Raw genomic sequence first — 21,140 nt, 5'->3', positions numbered from 1 at the left:
TTCACTGTTGTCAATGTAACATAATATACGAACGGCAACAACTAACATTTACTATTCGAGCGACATTTCTAATCATAAGGTACAGGTACCTCAAGTGATGGCTGTGGTGCCTCGCTGCCATTTGTATAAATATGTGGTACTGGTCCTCTTGTCAAACCCATTGCTACTGGAATATCCTGTGAAACTGAGGTAGATTTACTTGCAAATGGTACAATAATTTGCACGTTAACCTCTATATGAATTCCTACTTCCACATAGGCGCTATTAATGCCAAACTCTTGAATGCTTGATGTAACATTGCTATGCACATTGCCAATTACATGAAAACGAATCGGTATTTTAGGTCCTAAATTTCCGAGCAATGGAATGTTTGCAGCTTGCCCAAGTGGTACAAAAAAAACAATGCCATCACCATCTTGTATCTTATTGATGTCGTATTCGACGTTTTCTAATTCCGGTAAATGCGCTAATTCTCCTTGCTCAGCCTGTTCTAAATACATTTTCACGAGTTCTAATGTTTCTGCACGGACACGATTAATAATTTCTGTATTAAATTTTGTCGTGACCATTTCAGACGAACCAGCTGGTATATCTTCAATAATATCATTGACGTCTAATACATTTGAGGTACGTGAGTTGATAGCTTTACTCACAACATAGGATGCAATTTTATTGGTTTGTACTTCTGCATATTGTAAATAGGTCGGCATAAGACGTTCATTCAAAAAATACAAGAATAGTAATAGACAGACGATACTACTGACAATCAGCACTGTTATACGATTTAACGGCAATCCTTTTTTACTATTTGTTCTTAATCTCATTCTTTTTCGAGGGAAAAACAAAAAAATCTCCTCCTGTTCCATAACGTATGAACAGGAGGAGGAAATTATTCAGCTTTCGCTGGTACTATGTAGTCCGTTTCAATACTTGCAATGGTCATCGTTGGGTAGTCCACTAAATTAATTTCATATGTAGCTGATAGTAATATATCTTGTTCTTCAAAAATACGAATCCAAGGTAATGCGGCATTGAATGGATTTTGTTTGGATACAATGCCTCTTCTTCCATCTGATAATTTTAAAATCACACCATTTGGATAATGGACAACAGCCTTTTTCAGCGCATTAACAATTCGTGCATCATAAATGGTGCCAGAGCCCGCTTCAACAATCGCTAACCCCTGTGATGGAAGCATTTTTTCACGATATACACGATTTGTTGTTACCGCATCAAAAACATCTGCTACCCCTATAATTTTTGCGAATGGATGAATTTCAAAATCGACTAAGCCGCGTGGGTAGCCACTTCCATCGATACGTTCATGATGTTGGAAGGCACAGTGTGCAACAAGTAAAGAAATGGAGTGTAAATTTCGTAACAAATCAAAACCATACCTGGTGTGCATTTTCATGATTTCAAACTCCTCATGTGTCAAGCGACCTGGTTTTGTTAAGACATCTTTCGGTACCATAAGCTTTCCGACATCATGCAGTAAAGCGCCAATACCGATTAAGCGCAGATCCTCTGCAGTATGTCCCAGCTCTTTTGCAATGGCTATTGAATAAAGTGTTACTTGAAAGGAGTGTTGGTATAAGTATTCATCGAATAAATAAGCATCGGTTAAAATTGTTAAAATTTCATCATTACCCGTTACAGCCGCCAATAGTTCATCCACAATAGAAACAATCGCTTTCGATTGCTGATCAAGCACATAAGAGGCACTAACTGCATTTAAACCATCTAAAGATTGGAAAGAATCTTTAATGGTCGAGACGGTTTTATTTCGGACAGCAGGAGGAACGGTCTCCATTACTTCAATTCCTTCAGAAATTTCGTCGTCAATATATAAATAATGCGTATTCAACTGTAGAAGTCTTTGAATAATACGTTCGTTAATGACAACGTCCTTCTTTAAAAGAGGGTGACCCGCTTCATTCCAAATGGTTCTTCCTAATACCATTCCTTCTTTTAATACTTCGATTGAAATTAATCGCATGATTTCTTCCCCAATCTATTCTTAAAGCTTATTTATCTATTGCTTAAAGAACTTTTGCCCATAATCTAACATAATATTTCGTAAAAAATCAGGTAGTATATATTTTTTCTTAGCATATTTAAAGCTTGGATAAAAATAACCAAAGGTAAACATATCAAGTGTTACTAATTTGTATATACGGTCGCTATCTGCAATCTTTCCATTAATGAGTATTTGTCGATCCTCATTCATTGAAAAACCGTAGATTAGCATCTTACCAAAAATAACACCCCTAAAGCCTAAACCTTTTAGTTCAATATAAGGCCATTCTTCGTTTTTGGATTGCTGTAAAATTTCTTTCAGCTCTGAAACGGACAATTCAATAGTACATAAATTAATCGGATGTGGAAAAATTTTATGCAAATCGAGAGCAGTCACAGTTCCTTTTGGTAGACTATCTAGAAAAATACCTGCATTAAACAATGCACCGTCTGCACCACTTTTCTCTAAAATGGCTTGTGCAAATAAATGAGATAATTGCGAATAATGAAACCACTCTTTATTATAAAATTTTTCAGTTCGAAAAACTGGTTTATCTAGTAATTTTTCAGCTTTTTCCTTGAATGAAAACAGTAAATCTTCTTCGTTTTCAACCTCAGGCAAGTCCTTATTATGAATTAAAGTATCCTTTTTTTCAACAATTTTCCTCGTTTTTTTATCATACTCGACTACAAGATAGCCAGTAAATTGCCCAAACTTCCCTCCACCTGTAAGTAGCACATCATTCACAAGTTTGCCATTAGGAAATACATGATGTGTGTGTGACCCAAAAATCACATCGATTTCAGGACATTCTTGTGCTAAAAGCTCATCTTCAGTAATGCCTAAGTGAGACAAACAAACAACGATATCTACTTCTTTGCGAAGTTGAAGGGCTAAGCGGATTAATGTGCTTCGTGCCTCATCCATCTGCCAGTTTAGTTCTTTATAATAGATTTCAAACATTGCCGTCGCTGCAATAACTGCCATCTTTGTGCCATATGCGGTCGTTAATACAACGTAAGGCTTCATCCACGTGGGATTTTCCCCCTGTGTGGCATGGACGTTCGCTACTACGACGTCAAATGTAGCCTCGTCATATAAATGATAAAGCTCTTCATGAGACAGTGTAATACCTTCATTATTACCTATTGTCACAACATCGTAGCCAGCTTCATTTAATAATTTAACATTGCCCTGTCCAATTGTTGCTTCTGTATATATGTTTGAGCGATCTAAATGATCCCCGACATCAAATAAAAAGCTTGTTTCTCCAATAGCTGCAAACTCTGCACGTTTTTCTTTCACATAGTTTTGCATTCGCGGCCAATACTTAAAGTGACTGTGCAAATCATTCGTGTGAAAAATATGAATTTTTTCAAGCATTCAAGCCACCTCTTTTTTTATAATAAACCATCAAGTATTGAGCGAATTCCTAATAATAATAAAATAATTCGAAGGGCTAGCACAAGCGTATCTGATTTAATTCTTTTGTTTAACGCTGCCCCCAGCTTTGCACCGATATATGCACCTGGAATAACAGGTATTGTATAGAGCCATGGGACATGTCCTAAATAAATATGACTCGCTGAACTAACTATCGACGATAAAAACACCATGAACATGGATGTCGCCACTGCCACGTGAGGAGGAAATAAAAATAAAATAATCATAGCTGGTACAATCATGGAGCCTCCACCGATGCCAAATAATCCTGAGGCAAAGCCGATTGCAAACGTGATTGTCACTGCAAACCAAATTGGATAGCCGTATACATATGTTTTACCAGATGCATCTGTAAATTGTTGTTTCGTGCCATTTTCCACAAACCATCGTACTGGCTTCAATTTGTCACGTACAAGTAAAATTGTCGCCAAAATTATCAGAAGAATACCAAAATATAAGTTAAATGATGGCAAATCTAAGCCTTTGTTTACCCATGCGCCCAGTACTGTGCCGGGTATACTTCCTATAAAAAAAACAAAGCCACTTTTATAATCAACTGTTTTGGATTTCATATAACTCAGTGTTGATGCAAGACCTGTAAAAATCATCATCACAACAGATAAGCCAACCACTTTCTGCGGAGTTAACTCTGGAATCATCCCTAGATTTAATCCGATAAATAATGTTGCTGGCACTAATATAATACCTCCACCAAGCCCAACAAGTGAGCCTATCAAGCCTGAAAGTATGGCAATAAAAACTAGTAGCAAAAACTCCATTATATTTCCCCTTCAAAGATATTTAATTGCTTTGGTGCCAAACCAATATCTCTAATGGCTAAAATTTCTTGTAATTCTTTTGCATTTTTTGCAGCATGTTGACCTGAATTGTTGTTAAATAACACAAACAGCTCCTGCACCTGTAATTGTAGGCTTTTAATATATTGCCCTAGTTGTTGTAGTTCTTCCTTATTATAATCGTATAAAAAACGAACTTTGCGCCAATTTTCGGTATTGCCCGTATTACGCCAGCCATGAATATTTCGTCCATGTATGCGTACGAGCGCTTTATTTGCAGTCGCTTCTGGATAAAATGGCACAGAGCCTACTCCAGCCTGGGGTTCATCACAAATTGTATGAATAAATTGATGCTCTCGTAAAAAGTCGATTGTTTGCTGTACTACCTTGTCTGCATACCATGTCTGATTACGAAACTCAATCGCCACCTCAAACTCCTTCAATTGCTGCCTAATATACAATAAATATTGTACATTTTTAGCCTGACAATCAAACCATGGTGGGAATTGAGCTAAAATCATCGCTAACTTACCATGACGTTTAAACTCATTCGCACATGCAATAAATGCATTAAACATATCATTTTTCGATTCAAATGGAATGTCTCCACGTAAATGCCCTGTCATTCCCTGATAGGCCTTTACGACAAAGCCGAAGTGATCCGGTGTATTTTCACACCATTTACGTATATTTTCAACAGATGGAATGGCATAAAACGAAGTATCTACTTCGACAGTTAGAAAATGACCAGTATAATCGAATAATTTTTCCTTTGAGGCAGTCACTCCACTATACAGTGAAGGATGATCGCCCCAGCCTGTTAATCCAACTCGAATCATGTGACTCCCTCCTCTATGTACATTATCATAGCACACACTTTCTAACTTCGAATGACCGTACAACAAAAAATGCGACTAAAGCTGAGTAGCGTTAGTCACATGTATACCCTGAAGTCTTTATATTATTACTATATATAATACATCTTCACATAAACTACAGATTGCAAGGTTATAATGTCTTCATGAGGTGATGTAATGATGAACTATCATATTCTTGTAGTAGAAGACGACCAAGAAATACAAGAATTAATTACACAGTTTTTAATGACACAAAAATACACGATTGAAGTGGCATCAGATGGCTTAGAAGGCATGAAACGCTTTAATGCGCAATCCTTTGATTTAATTCTATTAGATGTGATGATGCCTAACCTTAATGGCTTTGAAGTAGCTAAAATGATTAGAAGTCAGTCAAGTGTACCGATTATTATGCTCACTGCATTAGAGGAAGAGCAAGATCAAATGCAAGGCTTTGATGTCGGAATCGATGATTATATAACGAAGCCCTTTTCCTTTCATGTTTTGATTAGGCGAGTCGAGGCTGTCCTGAGAAGAAGTTGCCTTCAAAATACTGGAAATCAATTAAATTTTAATGAAATACGTGTCGATTGTGACGCCTACAAAGTATATGTTAATGATATTGAAATACCATTAACGACAAAGGAGTTTGAAATTCTTCAACTGCTACTTCAAAATAAGCAAAAAGTAATCACAAGAGAAATCATCGTAGAAAAAGTTTGGGGATACGATTATTCTGGTGAAACACGCATGATTGATACGCATATAAAAAATATACGGAAGAAATTAGATGTACCCTGTATTAAAACCGTAAAGGGTATTGGTTATAAAATCGATGAATAATATACTAAAACTCCTGAAGATGAAGAGGATTACCTATAAACTCTTTATCATAACCTCTCTCATCTTGTTAGCTTTTGCTGTCATGATTTATCTAACATTATACTTTTTTCTTCCAACATTTCATGAGCAATATAAAACAAATCAGCTTCAATCAGGCATAGAAGAAATAATTGATAAATCTAAGAATCTTACATTTAGAGATGCTATTCCACTCTTTGATGAATACTCAAAACAAAATAATGCCTTCATCTACCTTCAAAATAAAGAAGGAACAATTGTTTATTCGCCTTCTTTCTTTGTTCAGGAAGGTACTCAATCAAAAGTGATTGCTAAAACGTCTCCAGCAAAGAATCCTGATATTCTTGGTAATTCATTTAATGTTACCATGCCGATTCAATTCCAAGATGGTAATTTAGAGCTTGTTGTGTTTGCAACTTTTCAACCTATTGATGAAGCATCACAGGTCTTAGTACGTTTCCTTCCTTATATAAGTATAATTGTCATTGTAATTGGTCTAGGAAGTGCTTATTTTTATTCCAGGTTCATAACAAAACCACTTATCTATATTAATGAGGGCGCACAAAAGCTGGCAAACTTGGATTTTTCAAAAAAAATCCAACTCCATTCTACGGATGAATTAGGAGAACTATCTAATAGCTTGAATGATATGTCAAAAAATTTACAGCAAACCATGCTCGATTTACAAAAGGCCAATGAGCAATTAAAAAGTGATATCGAAAAAGAGCGAGAAGCCGAAATAAAACGCAGAGAATTTTTTACAACGGTTGCTCATGAACTCAAAACACCGCTCACTGTTATGAAGGGTTACTTAGAAGGGATGATTTATAATATTGGTCCTTATAAAAATCGTGACCAATATTTGGAGAAAAATCATAAAATTATCGAAGAAATGGAGCTACTGGTCCGCGAAATTTTAAGTATGTCAAAACTAGAACAAGATACCTTTAAACTGAAATTGGGAGAAGTAAAACTTTTAGAATTGATTGATACAATGACAAAAGATCTCGGTTTTTTTGCTTCTCAAAAAAATATTACAATTATAAAACAAATTGCTCCTCATCTCTCAGTACGTACAGATCGTGATTTATTAGAAAAAGCCTTAAAAAACATTATTCATAATGCCATTATGTATTCGCCACAAGGAGAGACAGTTTATATAGAGCTAACTGAGCACCCAAATCAAAATACTATCCAAATACAAGTCATCAATACAGGTGTCAAAATTAAAGAAGAGGATATACAACAGATATTCGAACCATTTTATCGAATCGAAAAATCAAGAAACCGCAATACTGGTGGAAGTGGGCTTGGACTCTATATAGTAAGGCAAATTTTTGATTCCCTTTCTATCACCTATTCTTTGAATAATTCCGATCAGGGCATACAATTTACAGTTACTATCCCTTTTTCCATTAAGGAAAGGTTAACGTAAACAATTGACTCTGAATAAGAAGATGATAATCAGGTCCGGATAAAGCAACTCGCTTTCCGCATATGAACTAGCTAGCCTCCTCCTTCACTACGTTTCGTGCGAGGTCTAGCTAGTTCATTCTCCCGCAGGAGTCTCGCAGCTTTTTCCTATCTTCAGATTGTAGACAAACTCAAAAAATAGAGTAGTTTGTTTAAATTCTTATTTCTTTTCAAATAGAAGTATTTATATGAATCCGTTGATTTCTGCTACGGCGGACGCTTTTCGCGGGCACGGCTTCAGTCTCCTCGTCGCTACGCTCCTGCGGGGCCTTCAGTTCATGCTATTCCCGCAGAAGTCGCCGCCTGCGCTCCAATCAACTAGTATAATTGCCATGCCCAAGAAGCGAGTTTTTAGTAAGCAGCGTTTAAATAACTATTTTCTGCATAAAAAGCTTATTAATGGTTGGTTTATACTATGATGAAGATTTTATTAAAGATGGTATAGTCACTTTTACATCGCTCTCTTTAGGGTGTATTTTTTTTACTAGATGTCTCGACAGAAATTTATTAAACTAATCTATAAATATTAGTTAGGAGACGCTGCTCCTGACATAGTGCCATCTTGGTTTAGAGCGTCATTTCCCGGTTGTTCTGGTGACATTTCTCTTGGATTTGAAGAGTTCTCATCCCACTGTTCTGGTATCATTTCTTGATTTAGGTCATATTCCCCCCATTGTTCTGGCCTCATCTCTCCTGGACCTGGACTATACTCCCCAAACTGTTCAGGTTTCATCTCTCCTGGATTTTGTATTCTATTATCTTGCTGCATATTTGCTTCGCATGGATTCGATTCTTCACTCCCACTTAAATTCACCAAATTCGTTAACGAACCAATTACTATTCCCATTGACACTAACCCAATGGAAAATGCTAGTTTTCCCCACATTGTTAACTCTCCTTTTTAATTTTCTAGATTATTAAAAGTTGTTTATATCGATTGGTTGGCCGCTAGTATATTTTAAAACCTTTATCAAAACGAGTTTTGATAAAGGTTTTATTATCTATTTCCCCTACAAATTTTTGCAAACTAAATTTCTTTTTTCAAGATACACTACTTTATCTGATTGTTTAGCTACTTCCTGAGAATGCGTGACGACAATGATGCATTTATTTTCTTTATGGGCTAGATCTTTAAATAACTCAACAATTTCCACAGAAGTCTTCTCATCGAGATTCCCAGTCGGTTCATCAGCAATTAATAAATCTACATTGCTAGATAATGCACGAGCAATTGCTACACGCTGTTGTTGACCACCGCTTAATTGTAATACCTTTCGTTTTGCTTCTACTTCCGTTAAGCCAACTTTTCCTAATAACTCTAGCGCTCTTCCCTTTTTATCTTTCACATTAACCCCTGTAATTTCCATTGCCGTGACTACATTTTGAAGAGCAGTCATATACGTAATGAGATTATATGATTGAAAGATTATCGAAACGTATTTATTTCGATAAGTATTTAGTCCAATCTTTCGTATATCTTTTCCTTTGTAGAGCACATGTCCTTCTTTTGGATTATCTAATCCACTTGCTAAGCTAAGGGCTGTTGTTTTTCCTGACCCTGATGGTCCTAAAATGCTATAAAAGCACCCCGCTTCAAACGTAAAATTTACATTCTCTAAAAGCGTGTTTTTCTTATTATTACTTTGATAATAGTATTGTAAATTTCTAAACTGTAAAATAGTATCCATTAGTCTCTCCTATTCATCTTTTAATAAAATTTCTTTTGGATTTAATCGAAGAATCGATAATGCTGGAAGAAGTGTTGATAAAACCACAATTAATAGACCTAATCCCCCTAAATTCAAGACATCTTGGGATGATATACTTACATCTATATTGTCAATAGGATCCACATCTTTGTTTTTATCTTGGCCATTCATCATACCAAACGAGAACCCTAGATTATTTGATTCTTGTTGTTGCTCTTCAGAAGCAATAACTTCTTTCTGTAATAAACTGTCTCCCATTTTTTGAGATACTGTTTCACCTGTAATTATCGAAATGCCAAATGCTAATACAGCTACACATAATACTTCTACTAAAAGTTGTCCAACTAATTTTCTTTTTTTCTCACCAATTGCCAATAAAATCCCGAGTTCTTTCCGTCGCTCTTTTATTGTCAACATAATTATTAAACCTAAAATGATGGAACCACTAATCGAAACTAAGTATACGATCCACTTTGAAGTGGAGGCTATATTCTCAATAGGGCCTACCATTTTTTGATACAACGCATCATGTGCATCTAATTTAAATAAATCAAAATCAATAGTTGTTTTCTTTCCTTCTGCTTTAAAATCCGCAATACTTTCGGGATCTTTTAAGAAGTAAATTGCTTCGTTAATTGTTGTATCATTGACATTATCATTTTCATTAAATTCTTTCATCGAATCATAATTGGCATACACTCTATTTGATGGATGCATCATTGGTGGTAATGATTCCTCAAAGTTAGTTATGTCAGAATTTTTGTAAATTCCTACAATTTCCAATTCCACTTTCGAAACTTCATCAGTTGATTTGATCTTTAACTTATCACCAACTTGAAGCTCGTTTTGTTCTGCTAACCGTTCTTCAATCAAGACTACTTTCTTATTCTTATCTTCTGGTGTTATTGGGCGTCCCTCAACAATTTTATTTGTTCCCTCTTTAAAATCCTTCAATAAATCAGAACTTCTCACACCTTGAAAGAAAGTATCTGGCATTTTCATGCTGCCATTATTATTGCCCCCTACCGATCCACCTACTGCCTCTCCACCTTTGTCAGCATTAACGGGTGTGTAACCGTCCGCAACAAGCATCTCACTTTTTAGATAATTAAAATCTTCTACGTATGATAATTTAGCTAATTGGTCTGCTTCTTCTGCAGAAAGCTCCGGATGTTTTATTCTCCCACCTGGATTTTCTTCTCGCTGTTTCGCTACATTTTGCATCAGTTTTTCCTCGTCCAACCTAAGACTCACGTCAACTCCTAACTTTTGTCTAGCTAGATCATTTGCAGTCTTTGAGACATTTTGTATGGCAAATCCCGCTAATACTAAATTAGCGACAACTAAAAATACGGCGAATAAAATTAGCGATTTCCCCTTTCTTGCTTTGACACTCAAAACTGCACGTTTGATAAAATTCATTTACATTACCTCCTTGTTAACTCTAACTATATAAGAGCAATCTGAAGCTTATATGAAGATAATTCGAAGTTTATCTGGAGATATCAAAGAGTTTATGTGAAGAGCTCTATAGCGCTTCTCTAAATAAAGATTTCACTTGGAATAACAAAAAACACCCTATAAAGTAAACTTTTATGGTCTACTATATAGGGTGCCTTTACGTTTAAATCATTATTTAGTGTTGTAAATTGTTTTTTTAATATTAATAAAATCTCACAATATCTTCATAAGGTAATGCTGTTTTTTCTCCTGGTTGTTCATTTGGTTCACCAAATGGCATTTGTGCTATTAAGCTCCATTCACCTGGGATATCCCAAGTTTGTTTTACTTCCTCATCAATAATTGGGTTATAGTGCTGTATTGATGCTCCAATGCCTTCAGCAGTTAAAGATAACCATGTAGCGTATTGTAACATTGCACTTCCTTGATGTGACCAATATGGGAATTGCTCTTTATATGATGGTGCGTTTTCTTGCATTTGTTTTATTGTTGCTTGATTTTCAAAGAATAGAATTGTTCCTACTCCATCTTTAAATCCTTGTAGTCTTTCTACAGTAGCAGCAAAGCTTTCTTCTGGAACACGTAAGCGTAGTGTTTCTTTTACAATATTCCAGAACTTATCATGCTCCTTATCCATCACTACAACGACACGTGCACTTTGCATATTAAAAGATGATGGTGCATGTACAGCTGTTTTTAACAGTTCATTGATTCTTTCTTTAGTGATTGTTTCGTTCTTTTTCACTTTACGAATTGAACGACGGTTGATAATTGCTTCTTTTACATTTGATGTAGTTACTGACATTTTAAATTCCTCCAAGTTTTAACTGATTTATTTTTATGATGGGCTGTCTAAACAGTCTTCAAACCTCTTTTTTACCTTTGTATCAAAAAATAATATGATACCTCTAAGCATATTGTTTTTCTTTTGGAACAACCTCTTACTGGTTCATCACTAATAGCTAAGCCACTTACACATTGTCATGATTTTGTTTATTTTGCTAATTGTTTATCGATGATTTGCGCTAATCTTTCTTTACTAGCTAATCCTTGGATCACTTCATCACCAATGATTAGCGTCGGAACAGCCGTAATATTTGCTTCTTCATATGCATGATTTAAAGCCTTTTGATGGACTTCGCGATATTTCCCTGAAAGTAAAGCTTCTTTAAAATAATCGCTCGGGAGACCTACTTCGCTCGCCAAATGTGTTAATACTTCAATGTCCTCAATATTTTGTTCTTCCTGGAAAAACGCAGTAAAGACTCTATGATGAAATTCATTTCCTTTTCCTTGTTCTTTTGCGAATTGATATCCTTCAAAAGCTACATGCGTGTATGGATGCGGGGAAACACGTGGTAAACGCATTTCGATTCCAAGCTTTTTCGCAGTAGGAAGTATAAAAGAATCCCATGACCCTAATTTTTCGGGTTCTTTCCATGGGTCGATTTTCGGAAAAGGGGTAGGACGTAATTCAAATGGCATCCATTCTACTTCAACATCTTTTTCTTTTACAAGCTCATCTAATGGCCCTTTTCCTAAAAAACAAAAGGGACATATAAAATCCGAATAGGCTTTAATTTTTAGTGTCATCTTAAGTCCCCACTTTCTCTATAGTTGTAACTATTTTGGTTACAACTATTGCAAATAAATATGCATTCTCTAAAATGAATGCATTCACATTACTGTTTGTTATGGATTTCATCTATTAACGATGTCACTACATGTTCCATTGTGATGTTTTTTAAAACTTGTTCCATGGCCTCCTGTGCTTGAACTAGTATTAGTTCTAAAACAGATTGGATATTTGCACCTATAGGACAATTAGGATTCGGTTGATCATGAAAATGAAATAATCTATCTTCTTCTACAACTTCAACAGCACGATACACATCTAACAACGGAATAAGATGTAAATCTTTCAGTAAAAATGCTCCTCCCATTCCACGACGCACTTGCACAAGACCTGCCTTTTTAAGATAGGAGACAATTTTCCTAATCACTACTGGATTTGTATTTACGCTTTCTGCCATGTATTCAGAAGTACACACAGTTGATGGATTGTGTTTTAAAATTGATAAAATATGAACAGCCATTGTAAAACGACTACTAATTTTTATATTTAGCACCTCCTGTTGTAACTATTATAGTTACAGCTAATAAAAATGTCAACCACCTAACGATAAAATAATTGTTGACTGATAAGTGACTTCAAACAAAAGATGTGTGATTAGCTTTAGACAAACAGGCCATTTCTAAACCTTTGCAGAGTCGTAAAGCGAAGAATATATTTTAAGAGGTTACCAGGTCAGCTTACAAGACAAAGGCAAATTCTTCATAATGTCAATTTGTTGAATAATCCCCCAAGTTTTATAAAAAAAACCCTTGTCACAAACATTGTTGTGACAAGGGTTTTGTTGTGTTATCCGATTGAACCTTCCATCTCGAACTTGATAAGACGGTTCATTTCTACTGCATATTCCATTGGTAATTCTTTTGTGAATGGCTCGATGAAGCCCATAACGATCATTTCTGTCGCTTCTTCTTCAGAAATACCACGAGACATTAAGTAGAATAATTGTTCTTCTGATACTTTCGAAACTTTCGCTTCATGCTCTAAAGAAACATTATCATTTAAAATTTCGTTGTATGGAATTGTATCTGAAGTAGATTCGTTATCCATGATTAACGTATCACATTCAATGTTCGCACGTGCGCCACTCGCTTTAGGACCGAAACGTACTTGACCCATATATGTTACTTTACCACCTTGTTTTGCAATCGATTTAGATACGATTGTGGAAGACGTATTTGGCGCTAAGTGAATCATTTTCGCTCCAGCATGTTGATGTTGTCCTTTACCTGCTAATGCGATTGATAACGTCATACCACGAGCGCCTTCTCCTTTAAGGATACAAGCTGGGTATTTCATTGTTAATTTAGAACCAATGTTACCGTCGATCCATTCCATTGTACCGTTTGCTTCAACAATTGTACGTTTTGTTACTAGGTTGTAAACGTTGTTCGCCCAGTTTTGAATCGTTGTATAACGGCAGTATGCATCTTTACGTACAACAATTTCTACTACCGCTGAGTGTAAAGAGTTCGTTGTGTAAACAGGTGCTGTACAACCTTCAACATAGTGTACGTGTGCACCTTCGTCTACGATAATTAACGTACGTTCGAATTGCCCCATGTTTTCAGAGTTAATTCGGAAGTAAGCTTGAAGAGGTGTTTCCACTTTTACACCTGGTGGTACATAGATAAATGAACCACCTGACCATACTGCTGAGTTAAGAGCAGAGAACTTATTGTCAGAGTAAGGAATCACTGTACCCCAATATTTTTTGAAGATGTCTTCGTTTTCACGAAGTGCTGAGTCTGTATCTTTAAAGACAATTCCCATATCTTCAAGATCTTGTTTCATGTTGTGGTATACTACCTCAGATTCATATTGAGCTGATACACCTGCAAGATATTTTTGTTCTGCTTCTGGAATGCCTAATTTGTCAAAAGTTGCTTTGATTTCTTCAGGTACTTCATCCCAAGATTTTTGTGTTGCTTCTGATGGTTTTACGTAATACGTAATTTCATCAAAGTCTAAATCGCCGAGTTCGCCACCCCACTGTGGCATTGGTTTTGCATAGAAAGTTTCAAGTGCTTTTAAGCGGTATTCAAGCATCCACTCTGGCTCTTGTTTCATATTTGAAATTTCACGGACGATTTCTTCAGTTAAACCACGTTTTGAACGGAAAATTGATACGTCCTTGTCATGGAATCCGTATTTGTAATCGCCAATATCAGGCATTTTTTTAGCCATTATTTCTCCTCCGTTCACGAATTAATGTTCTTTATCTAGTCTAAAGTCGCCATCCCCTAAAGATTGCTTCGATCCCTCAAGTGAAGCTGAAATCCAGTGCTTTAAGGGGATAATGGATGCTTTAGTTCGTTTATTCTTTTACGCCTTTTTCCATTGCTTTCCAAGCCAATGTCGCGCATTTTATACGTGCAGGAAATTGAGAAACACCTTGTAGTGCCTCAACATCCTCTAGGTCGTATTTTTCGCTGTATTCTTCGCCCATCATCATTTTAGAGAAAATGTCAGCTAGCTCTAATGCTTCATCTACTTTTTTCCCTTTGATAATTTGTGTCATCATTGATGCAGAAGACATCGAAATTGAACAGCCTTCACCATCAAACTTCGCATCTTCTACAACGCCATCAGTCACTTTTAGCGTTAAGTGAATACGGTCGCCACAGGTCGGATTGTTCATATCAATCGTTACAGCATCTGTTTCTAAAGATCCCTTATTACGAGGATTTTTATAGTGATCCATAATGACTGAACGGTATAGTTGATCTAAATTATTAAAAGACATCGCCAAAATACTCCTTCGCAGAACGCAACCCTGTAACTAGTCGGTCAATATCTTCCTCTGAGTTATACAGATAGAAACTTGCCCGCGCTGTCGCTACTTGTTGAAGACATTTCATTAGTGGCTGTGCGCAATGGTGTCCTGCACGAACAGCGATACCATTCATGTCTAGAACTGTTGCTACATCATGTGGATGTACATCGTCTAAGTTAAATGTAACAAGGCCACAACGCTTCATTGGATCACGTGGACCAAAAATTTTAAGTCCCTCAATTGTTTCAAGCTGATCCATTGCATAGCCTACCAGTTTATGTTCATGCTGCGCAATCTGATCAAGCCCTATTTCATTTAAGAAATCAATGGCAGCACCTAAACCAATGGCACCTGCAATAATCGGTGTTCCACCTTCAAATTTCCAAGGTAGTTCCTTCCACGTTGAATCATGAAGTCCAACAAAGTCGATCATTTCGCCACCAAATTCAATTGGCTCCATCTTTTCAAGGTGCTCTTTTTTACCATATAGTACACCTATTCCAGTCGGGCCGCACATTTTATGTCCTGAAAATCCTAAGAAATCCACATCTAAATCTTGCACATCAATTTTCATATGTGGTGCTGCTTGTGCACAATCTGCTACCATTACTGCACCATTAGCATGTGCAATTTGAGCAATCTCTTTAATAGGATTAATGGTACCAAGAACATTGGACGCCATTGACACTGAAACAATTTTTGTTTTCGGTGTCATCGTCGCACGTACTTTATCTAGGTTAAGGGTACCATCTGCCTCAAGTTCAATATATTTTAATGTTGCATTTTTTTCTTTCGCAAGTTGCTGCCAAGGAATAATGTTTGAATGGTGCTCCATATGAGTGATGACAATCTCATCGCCTTCTACAATATTGGCACGACCATAACTAGATGCTACAGTATTCAACGCAGTTGTTGTACCGCGAGTGAAAATGATTTCTTCTGTTGTTTTAGCATTAATAAAATTACGAACCTTGTCACGCGCACCTTCATATTTATCTGTTGCACGGTTCCCTAATGTATGCACACCACGGTGAACATTTGAGTTATCAAATTCATAATAATGCTTCATCGCTTCAATTACTTGAATAGGCTTTTGTGAAGTTGCAGCGCTATCCAGGTAAACGAGCTTATGTCCGTTGACTTCCTGATTTAAAATGGGGAAATAGCTTTTAATGTCTTTATTCATCATTAGCGAACTTTCCTTTCGATAACCTCCGTCAGTTGCTTTTGAACGCCCTCAATTGGTAATTGCGTAACAACTGGCGCAAGGAATCCATGGATAACAAGGCGCTCTGCTTCTGTTTTCGAGATACCACGGCTCATTAAATAATATAATTGAAGTGGATCTACTCGGCCAACAGATGCTGCGTGTCCTGCTGTTACATCGTCTTCATCGATTAAAAGAATCGGGTTAGCATCGCCACGTGCTTTTTCAGAAAGCATTAACACGCGTGATTCTTGTTGTGCGTCGGCTTTTGTTGCACCGTGCTCAATATAGCCAATACCGTTAAAGATTGATTGTGCTGCGTCTTTCATCACACCATGTTTTAAGATGTGACCATTTGAATTTTTACCCCAGTGACGAACTTCAGTTGTGAAGTTTAGTTTTTGTTCTCCACGACCAACTACTACTGTTTTTGTATCAGCATGAGAACCATCACCAATCAGGTGTGTAATGTTTTCAGAAATAGTATCTGAATCATTCATTAAACCAAGTGCCCAGTCAATTTTTCCGTCACGTGCTAAACGTCCACGACGATTAACATAAGTAGTATAACCTTTTGCTAGTACATCAACCGCACCGTAAGTTACTTGTGCATTATCTTGAACAACGACTTCTGCAATGATGTTAGCTTGGCCCTTTGCTTCTTCAACTGTTGAAATGTATGTTTCAACATATGTTACAGCAGCATTTGCTTCAGCTACCACTAATACGTGGTTATAAAGTGAAGCATCTGCATTATCATTTAAGAATACCACTTGTAGCGGCTGTTCGATAATTACATTTTTTGGTACGTAGACGAATACGCCTCCATTAACAAGTGCTGCGTGAAGCGCTGTTAATTTATGTTCATCAACTTTTACTGCTTCAGTCATGAAATACTTTTTAAGAAGCTCACCATGTTCACGTACAGCAGTTAACATATCTGTAAAAATAACACCTTTATCAGAAAGTTCCTGTGATGTTTTAATGAATGCTGGTGTGTTATTGCGTTGGATATATAAGTTTTCTTGTGCTTCAAGGTCAATTAAGCCTTTAGCTTCTTCTGGTAGTGCATCAAGTGAAGCAAAACCTTCACTTTCTACTGTGTGCGTTGGGAAGTTCATGAAATCCCATTTTGTAATATTTGTTTTATCTGGTTTTGGCATTTCTAAACCAGCTGCTTTGTCTAGTGCTGCCGCGCGAAACTCTGTAAACCAAGTTGGTTCACCATTAGCTTCAGAGAACGAGCGCACGTCCTGTACAGTTACAGGCAAGTTAATTTCCACTGTCATGCTAGTTCGTCCTCCTTCTTATGCTTCTTGTTCTTCTGTTTCTTCTTCGATACCTAGTTCTCTTTTAATCCAGTCATAGCCTTCTGCTTCTAAGCGTTGAGCTAGCTCTGCTCCACCAGATTTTACAACACGACCTTGCATCATTACGTGTACATGATCAGGCGTAATGTAGTTCAGTAAACGTTGATAGTGTGTAATCATCAAGCATCCAAAGCCTTCGCCACGCATTGCGTTAATGCCTTTAGATACAACTTTCAGTGCATCAATATCAAGACCAGAGTCGATTTCATCTAAAATTGCAAATGCTGGCTTAATCATCATTAACTGAAGAATTTCGTTACGTTTTTTCTCACCGCCTGAGAAACCTTCGTTTAAGTAGCGTTGTGCCATATCTTCATGCATTTCAAGGAATTCCATGTTTTTATCTAATTCGCGGATGAATTTCATCAGTGAAATTTCATCGCCTTCTTCACGACGAGCATTGATAGCTGAGCGTAAGAAGTCTGCATTTGTAACACCAGCAATTTCTGATGGGTACTGCATTGCTAGGAATAATCCAGCTTGTGCACGTTCGTCTACTTCCATTTCAAGTACGTTTTCGCCATCAAGCTCAACTGTACCAGAAGTTACTTCGTATTTAGGGTGACCCATAATAGCAGAAGCTAATGTAGATTTACCCGTACCATTTGGTCCCATGATTGCATGGATTTCATTTGTATTGATTGTAAGGTTTACGCCTTTTAAAATCTCTTTCCCGTCGATTTCAACGTGAAGATCTTTAATTACTAAAGTTGACATTAAAATTACCTCCATAGTGTGTTCATTGAATGGGGAACCATTCCTTAATTATCATCATTCTAATCTTAACTGAAAATCGTTCTCTATGCAAACCATTTCAATCACTTTCCAACTTCTCTAATGACATCTTGCAAAACAAAGACTTTGTAAGCATTTTCAGTTTATTGCTAAAGGATGCTGACAATGAGAATCAACTTACTTCATTTTCAATAAAATATAACTAATTGAGAATGGATTTCATCTAGCAACATAGTGGAAACCTATCAGGAAGCGCTAATTGTAGCGGTTTTGTGACATTTTGCATAAACAACAATATCTATACTATATCCTTTTTCTTTAGAATGGAATCAATTACAGAGAAGAAAAATTATAGAGTACTAGTTCAAGTATTTTTGTCCTCCAACTATTTTGCTAAGAAATTACACTGAGATTCCACACAAAATAACTCCTAGCGTAACTAAAAGCTAAGCAGTTCTAAACATCTATTTAACTTTTATTTAGCTTATCTACATGTTTACAGTTATTTTTAATACTAAATATTATATAATTACAATATAAACAATCGTATTTTTCGATAAATAGAGGTGAGTATCAAGTGGAGTTACGTCAATTACGTTATTTTGTTGAAGTGGCTGAACGTGAGCATATTTCAGAAGCCGCAGAACATCTTCATGTTGCACAATCAGCAATTAGCCGTCAAATTGCCAATTTAGAAGATGAATTAGGTACACCACTTTTTGAACGTGTCGGACGAAATGTAAAATTGACACCGATTGGAAGAACTTTTCTTGAACATACAATTACTGCCTTAAAAGCAATTGATTTTGCTGCCAAGCAGGTAGAAGAATACTTGGATCCAGCAAAAGGTACTATTAAAATTGGTTTTCCAACAAGCTTAGCTAGTTATGTACTACCAACCGTTATTTCGGCCTTTAAGCGTGAATACCCCGACTTACAATTCCAGCTCCGTCAAGGCTCTTATCGTTTCTTAATAGATGCTGTCAAAAACCGTGAGTTAAACTTAGCATTCCTTGGGCCGCTTCCACCAAAAGATGAGACTATTCAATCAACCGTTTTATTTACTGAAAATATTGCGGCACTACTACCAGCAAACCACCCATTAGCTAAAAAAGAAAGTATTCAGCTGGCTGAATTACGCAATGATCTATTTGTGTTATTCCCAGACGGCTATATTTTACATAAAGTCGCAATGGATGCATGCCGTGCAGCTGGCTTTTCACCAAATGTCATTTCACAAGGAGAGGACTTAGATGCACTAAAAGGCCTCGTGGCCGCTGGAATCGGGGTCAGCTTATTACCAGAAAGCTCACTATACGATTCAGCCGCTCGATTTACGGTAAAAGTGCCAATCGAGTCTCCCACAATACCTAGAACTGTGGGAATTATCTCACCAGTTAACCGTGAAATTGCGCCTTCCGAAAAAATATTCTTAGACTTCGTCAAAAACTTCTTTTCACGACTTTCGCAATTCCAATAAAAAAATCGCCGTTTACGGCGATTTTTTTCCCTTCGTCAATTCTAAACCCCATTAAATTTGAATGGCAATGTGTCTTCTTTAAGGTTCCTTTTTCAATTTACTACTTAGAGAATTTGTGGCTTAGCAAAGGATAAGCTTCATTCGTTACGTTCAAGTTGTATGCTAGACACACATAACCAAAACATAAACTGCTGCTGATTTTTGGATTCAGTTTTTTTATTTTGTAAGCTGTAATCCTTCCTTTGTATTTACTGGTAAAATAGAATCTTTACCTAATCCATTAATATATTTCATCATCTGTTCTAAAATTTCTGGCGTTGTTTCATACTCTTCCAATCGATCTTCTTTAATACCGTGCAACATAATAATGACCCAAGATTTCTCAGCAACCGCTTTATCAATCCATTGTTTCACATCTGAAAATTCTGTTGTATTTGTAATAGCATATGATTTTAACCAGTACGGATCATAATTATTAGGTATATTCGTTTCTCTACCTAATACACGAATACCGTCGAAATATTGCATAGCAATTTTCCTTACTTCTTCATTATAATCGGAATAAGGAATCGCAACAGTTGAAACGACACCTTTGCCTAGTAAAGATTCGATTGTATTTATGCTTTCAGCAAATTCATAACGAATATCGTCCACTGATTTTTTTGTTAGAAAAACATGATTTTGTGTATGCGATGCAATTTCTAAACCTAAATCATGTGCAACCCATACTTGAGATGATGTCATATAAATTTCATCATCTGAGTACAATTTATCACCGATAATATTAAAAGTTCCAGGCATATTATATTTCGAATGGAGTGGTAGTGCTTTATCATACCAATCTCGATAGCCATCGTCATAGGATAGTGTTACAAGTGCCTGTCCGTAATAATCAGAAGTATTTAAAGGCGTGATTTTTTTAATATCCTCAATTGCAAAATTGGTAGTAAAAATCAACTTGAAACTATTTTTCAAGCGATTTGATTGATCATTTTCAATATTATTTTGGACATTTAAAGTATATGTCGTATAGTTTTCGTATGAGTTTTTAGGCTTCACTTTAACTTTATTTTTATTAAACTCTAATGTAGTCGGAAAATCATTTCCTGCTTCATCTTTAATCGTAATTGAAGAGCTAGTAATCGATGCTTTATTAATTGGATGGTTAAATGTAATCGTCCATTCCTTATTTAAATCTGTAATTTCTTGTTGCTCTATAAAAGATTCCGCTTTCGTTATAGTTATACCATTTATGCATAAAAGCACAAATGGTATCGCTAATATAACGATAATCTTTCTCCACTGAATCAATCTTTCT

Annotated in this window: 20 protein-coding genes; 3 read left to right on the top strand and 17 right to left on the bottom strand. The window is 36.3% G+C overall.

Annotated elements, in window-relative coordinates; translation table 11 throughout:
- Nucleotides 1-68: 68 nt before the first annotated feature.
- The 5 genes from yunB to ACOMCU_RS10435 are packed head-to-tail and all read right to left on the bottom strand — an operon-like array spanning nucleotide 69 to nucleotide 5,099.
- Entirely contained in the window at nucleotides 69-866 is a 798-nt protein-coding gene (yunB, locus tag ACOMCU_RS10455; protein ID WP_080647613.1) for a sporulation protein YunB, read from the bottom strand.
- A 23-nt stretch (nucleotides 867-889) separates the two neighbouring features.
- Entirely contained in the window at nucleotides 890-1,999 is a 1,110-nt protein-coding gene (locus tag ACOMCU_RS10450; protein ID WP_010857469.1) for an HD-GYP domain-containing protein, read from the bottom strand.
- Between the two features lie 36 nt (nucleotides 2,000-2,035).
- On the bottom strand, nucleotides 2,036-3,403 hold the full coding sequence (locus tag ACOMCU_RS10445; RefSeq protein WP_010857468.1) for a bifunctional metallophosphatase/5'-nucleotidase: 1,368 nt from the start codon (nucleotides 3,401-3,403) through the stop codon (nucleotides 2,036-2,038).
- 17 nt (nucleotides 3,404-3,420) lie between these two features.
- Entirely contained in the window at nucleotides 3,421-4,242 is an 822-nt protein-coding gene (locus tag ACOMCU_RS10440) for a sulfite exporter TauE/SafE family protein (RefSeq protein WP_010857467.1), read from the bottom strand.
- Nucleotides 4,242-5,099, bottom strand: coding sequence for a DUF72 domain-containing protein (locus ACOMCU_RS10435; RefSeq protein ID WP_010857466.1), 858 nt, complete (start codon nucleotides 5,097-5,099; stop codon nucleotides 4,242-4,244). The genes ACOMCU_RS10440 and ACOMCU_RS10435 overlap by 1 nt, the downstream gene beginning before the upstream one ends.
- 195 nt (nucleotides 5,100-5,294) lie before the next feature.
- Here ACOMCU_RS10435 and ACOMCU_RS10430 point away from each other — a divergent pair, with 195 nt between their 5' ends.
- Nucleotides 5,295-5,960, top strand: coding sequence for a response regulator transcription factor (locus ACOMCU_RS10430; protein WP_421050124.1), 666 nt, complete (start codon nucleotides 5,295-5,297; stop codon nucleotides 5,958-5,960).
- Nucleotides 5,953-7,413 carry a sensor histidine kinase gene (locus ACOMCU_RS10425; RefSeq protein ID WP_421050123.1) on the top strand — a complete coding sequence of 487 codons (1,461 nt, stop codon included), beginning with the start codon at nucleotides 5,953-5,955 and terminating at the stop codon, nucleotides 7,411-7,413. Before ACOMCU_RS10430 ends, ACOMCU_RS10425 begins: the two co-directional genes overlap by 8 nt.
- Before the next feature lie 564 nt (nucleotides 7,414-7,977).
- Here ACOMCU_RS10425 and ACOMCU_RS10420 read toward each other — a convergent pair.
- The 11 genes from ACOMCU_RS10420 to sufC form a co-directional block, all read right to left on the bottom strand.
- A complete protein-coding gene (locus ACOMCU_RS10420; protein ID WP_010857463.1) occupies nucleotides 7,978-8,337 on the bottom strand; it encodes a hypothetical protein in 360 nt (119 codons plus the stop codon).
- Nucleotides 8,338-8,461: 124 nt separating this feature from the next.
- Nucleotides 8,462-9,139 carry an ABC transporter ATP-binding protein gene (locus ACOMCU_RS10415; protein ID WP_010857462.1) on the bottom strand — a complete coding sequence of 226 codons (678 nt, stop codon included), beginning with the start codon at nucleotides 9,137-9,139 and terminating at the stop codon, nucleotides 8,462-8,464.
- Between the two features lie 9 nt (nucleotides 9,140-9,148).
- Nucleotides 9,149-10,582 carry an ABC transporter permease gene (locus ACOMCU_RS10410; protein ID WP_421050122.1) on the bottom strand — a complete coding sequence of 478 codons (1,434 nt, stop codon included), beginning with the start codon at nucleotides 10,580-10,582 and terminating at the stop codon, nucleotides 9,149-9,151.
- Between the two features lie 241 nt (nucleotides 10,583-10,823).
- Entirely contained in the window at nucleotides 10,824-11,426 is a 603-nt protein-coding gene (locus tag ACOMCU_RS10405; protein ID WP_421050121.1) for a nitroreductase family protein, read from the bottom strand.
- A 188-nt stretch (nucleotides 11,427-11,614) separates the two neighbouring features.
- Nucleotides 11,615-12,214 (bottom strand): DsbA family oxidoreductase, encoded by a 600-nt coding sequence (locus ACOMCU_RS10400; RefSeq protein WP_010857459.1) that lies wholly within the window; start codon nucleotides 12,212-12,214, stop codon nucleotides 11,615-11,617.
- A gap of 89 nt (nucleotides 12,215-12,303) precedes the next feature.
- A complete protein-coding gene (locus tag ACOMCU_RS10395; protein ID WP_036130960.1) occupies nucleotides 12,304-12,741 on the bottom strand; it encodes an Rrf2 family transcriptional regulator in 438 nt (145 codons plus the stop codon).
- 302 nt (nucleotides 12,742-13,043) lie between these two features.
- Nucleotides 13,044-14,441, bottom strand: a complete 1,398-nt coding sequence (gene sufB / locus ACOMCU_RS10390; protein ID WP_010857457.1) for a Fe-S cluster assembly protein SufB — start codon at nucleotides 14,439-14,441, stop codon at nucleotides 13,044-13,046.
- Nucleotides 14,442-14,571: 130 nt separating this feature from the next.
- Nucleotides 14,572-15,000 carry a Fe-S cluster assembly sulfur transfer protein SufU gene (sufU, locus tag ACOMCU_RS10385; RefSeq protein WP_010857456.1) on the bottom strand — a complete coding sequence of 143 codons (429 nt, stop codon included), beginning with the start codon at nucleotides 14,998-15,000 and terminating at the stop codon, nucleotides 14,572-14,574.
- Nucleotides 14,990-16,219 carry a cysteine desulfurase gene (locus tag ACOMCU_RS10380; RefSeq protein ID WP_010857455.1) on the bottom strand — a complete coding sequence of 410 codons (1,230 nt, stop codon included), beginning with the start codon at nucleotides 16,217-16,219 and terminating at the stop codon, nucleotides 14,990-14,992. The genes sufU and ACOMCU_RS10380 overlap by 11 nt, the downstream gene beginning before the upstream one ends.
- A complete protein-coding gene (gene sufD / locus ACOMCU_RS10375) occupies nucleotides 16,219-17,526 on the bottom strand; it encodes a Fe-S cluster assembly protein SufD (RefSeq protein WP_010857454.1) in 1,308 nt (435 codons plus the stop codon). The genes ACOMCU_RS10380 and sufD overlap by 1 nt, the downstream gene beginning before the upstream one ends.
- A gap of 18 nt (nucleotides 17,527-17,544) precedes the next feature.
- Complete coding sequence (gene sufC, locus ACOMCU_RS10370) at nucleotides 17,545-18,330, bottom strand: Fe-S cluster assembly ATPase SufC (RefSeq protein WP_196228903.1); 786 nt, start codon at nucleotides 18,328-18,330, stop codon at nucleotides 17,545-17,547.
- Nucleotides 18,331-18,919: 589 nt separating this feature from the next.
- Here sufC and ACOMCU_RS10365 point away from each other — a divergent pair.
- Entirely contained in the window at nucleotides 18,920-19,822 is a 903-nt protein-coding gene (locus tag ACOMCU_RS10365; RefSeq protein ID WP_010857452.1) for a LysR family transcriptional regulator, read from the top strand.
- A 216-nt stretch (nucleotides 19,823-20,038) separates the two neighbouring features.
- Here ACOMCU_RS10365 and ACOMCU_RS10360 read toward each other — a convergent pair whose 3' ends face one another.
- Complete coding sequence (locus ACOMCU_RS10360; RefSeq protein ID WP_421050120.1) at nucleotides 20,039-21,133, bottom strand: polysaccharide deacetylase family protein; 1,095 nt, start codon at nucleotides 21,131-21,133, stop codon at nucleotides 20,039-20,041.
- Nucleotides 21,134-21,140: the final 7 nt, after the last annotated feature.

Source organism: Lysinibacillus sp. UGB7 (genome assembly GCF_049058285.1).
Taxonomy (GTDB): domain Bacteria; phylum Bacillota; class Bacilli; order Bacillales_A; family Planococcaceae; genus Lysinibacillus; species Lysinibacillus sphaericus_B.
This window is presented reverse-complemented; position numbering and strand designations above follow the sequence as displayed.

Bases quoted from the DNA above. Each gene is read 5' to 3' on its own strand.
- yunB (WP_080647613.1), bottom strand. From the start codon at position 866: ATGGAACAGGAGGAGATTTTTTTGTTTTTCCCTCGAAAAAGAATGAGA.
- ACOMCU_RS10450 (WP_010857469.1), bottom strand. From the start codon at position 1,999: ATGCGATTAATTTCAATCGAAGTATTAAAAGAAGGAATGGTATTAGGA.
- ACOMCU_RS10445 (WP_010857468.1), bottom strand. From the start codon at position 3,403: ATGCTTGAAAAAATTCATATTTTTCACACGAATGATTTGCACAGTCAC.
- ACOMCU_RS10440 (WP_010857467.1), bottom strand. From the start codon at position 4,242: ATGGAGTTTTTGCTACTAGTTTTTATTGCCATACTTTCAGGCTTGATA.
- ACOMCU_RS10435 (WP_010857466.1), bottom strand. From the start codon at position 5,099: ATGATTCGAGTTGGATTAACAGGCTGGGGCGATCATCCTTCACTGTAT.
- ACOMCU_RS10430 (WP_421050124.1), top strand. From the start codon at position 5,295: ATGATGAACTATCATATTCTTGTAGTAGAAGACGACCAAGAAATACAA.
- ACOMCU_RS10425 (WP_421050123.1), top strand. From the start codon at position 5,953: ATGAATAATATACTAAAACTCCTGAAGATGAAGAGGATTACCTATAAA.
- ACOMCU_RS10420 (WP_010857463.1), bottom strand. From the start codon at position 8,337: ATGTGGGGAAAACTAGCATTTTCCATTGGGTTAGTGTCAATGGGAATA.
- ACOMCU_RS10415 (WP_010857462.1), bottom strand. From the start codon at position 9,139: ATGGATACTATTTTACAGTTTAGAAATTTACAATACTATTATCAAAGT.
- ACOMCU_RS10410 (WP_421050122.1), bottom strand. From the start codon at position 10,582: ATGAATTTTATCAAACGTGCAGTTTTGAGTGTCAAAGCAAGAAAGGGG.
- ACOMCU_RS10405 (WP_421050121.1), bottom strand. From the start codon at position 11,426: ATGTCAGTAACTACATCAAATGTAAAAGAAGCAATTATCAACCGTCGT.
- ACOMCU_RS10400 (WP_010857459.1), bottom strand. From the start codon at position 12,214: ATGACACTAAAAATTAAAGCCTATTCGGATTTTATATGTCCCTTTTGT.
- sufB (WP_010857457.1), bottom strand. From the start codon at position 14,441: ATGGCTAAAAAAATGCCTGATATTGGCGATTACAAATACGGATTCCAT.
- sufU (WP_010857456.1), bottom strand. From the start codon at position 15,000: ATGTCTTTTAATAATTTAGATCAACTATACCGTTCAGTCATTATGGAT.
- ACOMCU_RS10380 (WP_010857455.1), bottom strand. From the start codon at position 16,219: ATGATGAATAAAGACATTAAAAGCTATTTCCCCATTTTAAATCAGGAA.
- sufD (WP_010857454.1), bottom strand. From the start codon at position 17,526: ATGACAGTGGAAATTAACTTGCCTGTAACTGTACAGGACGTGCGCTCG.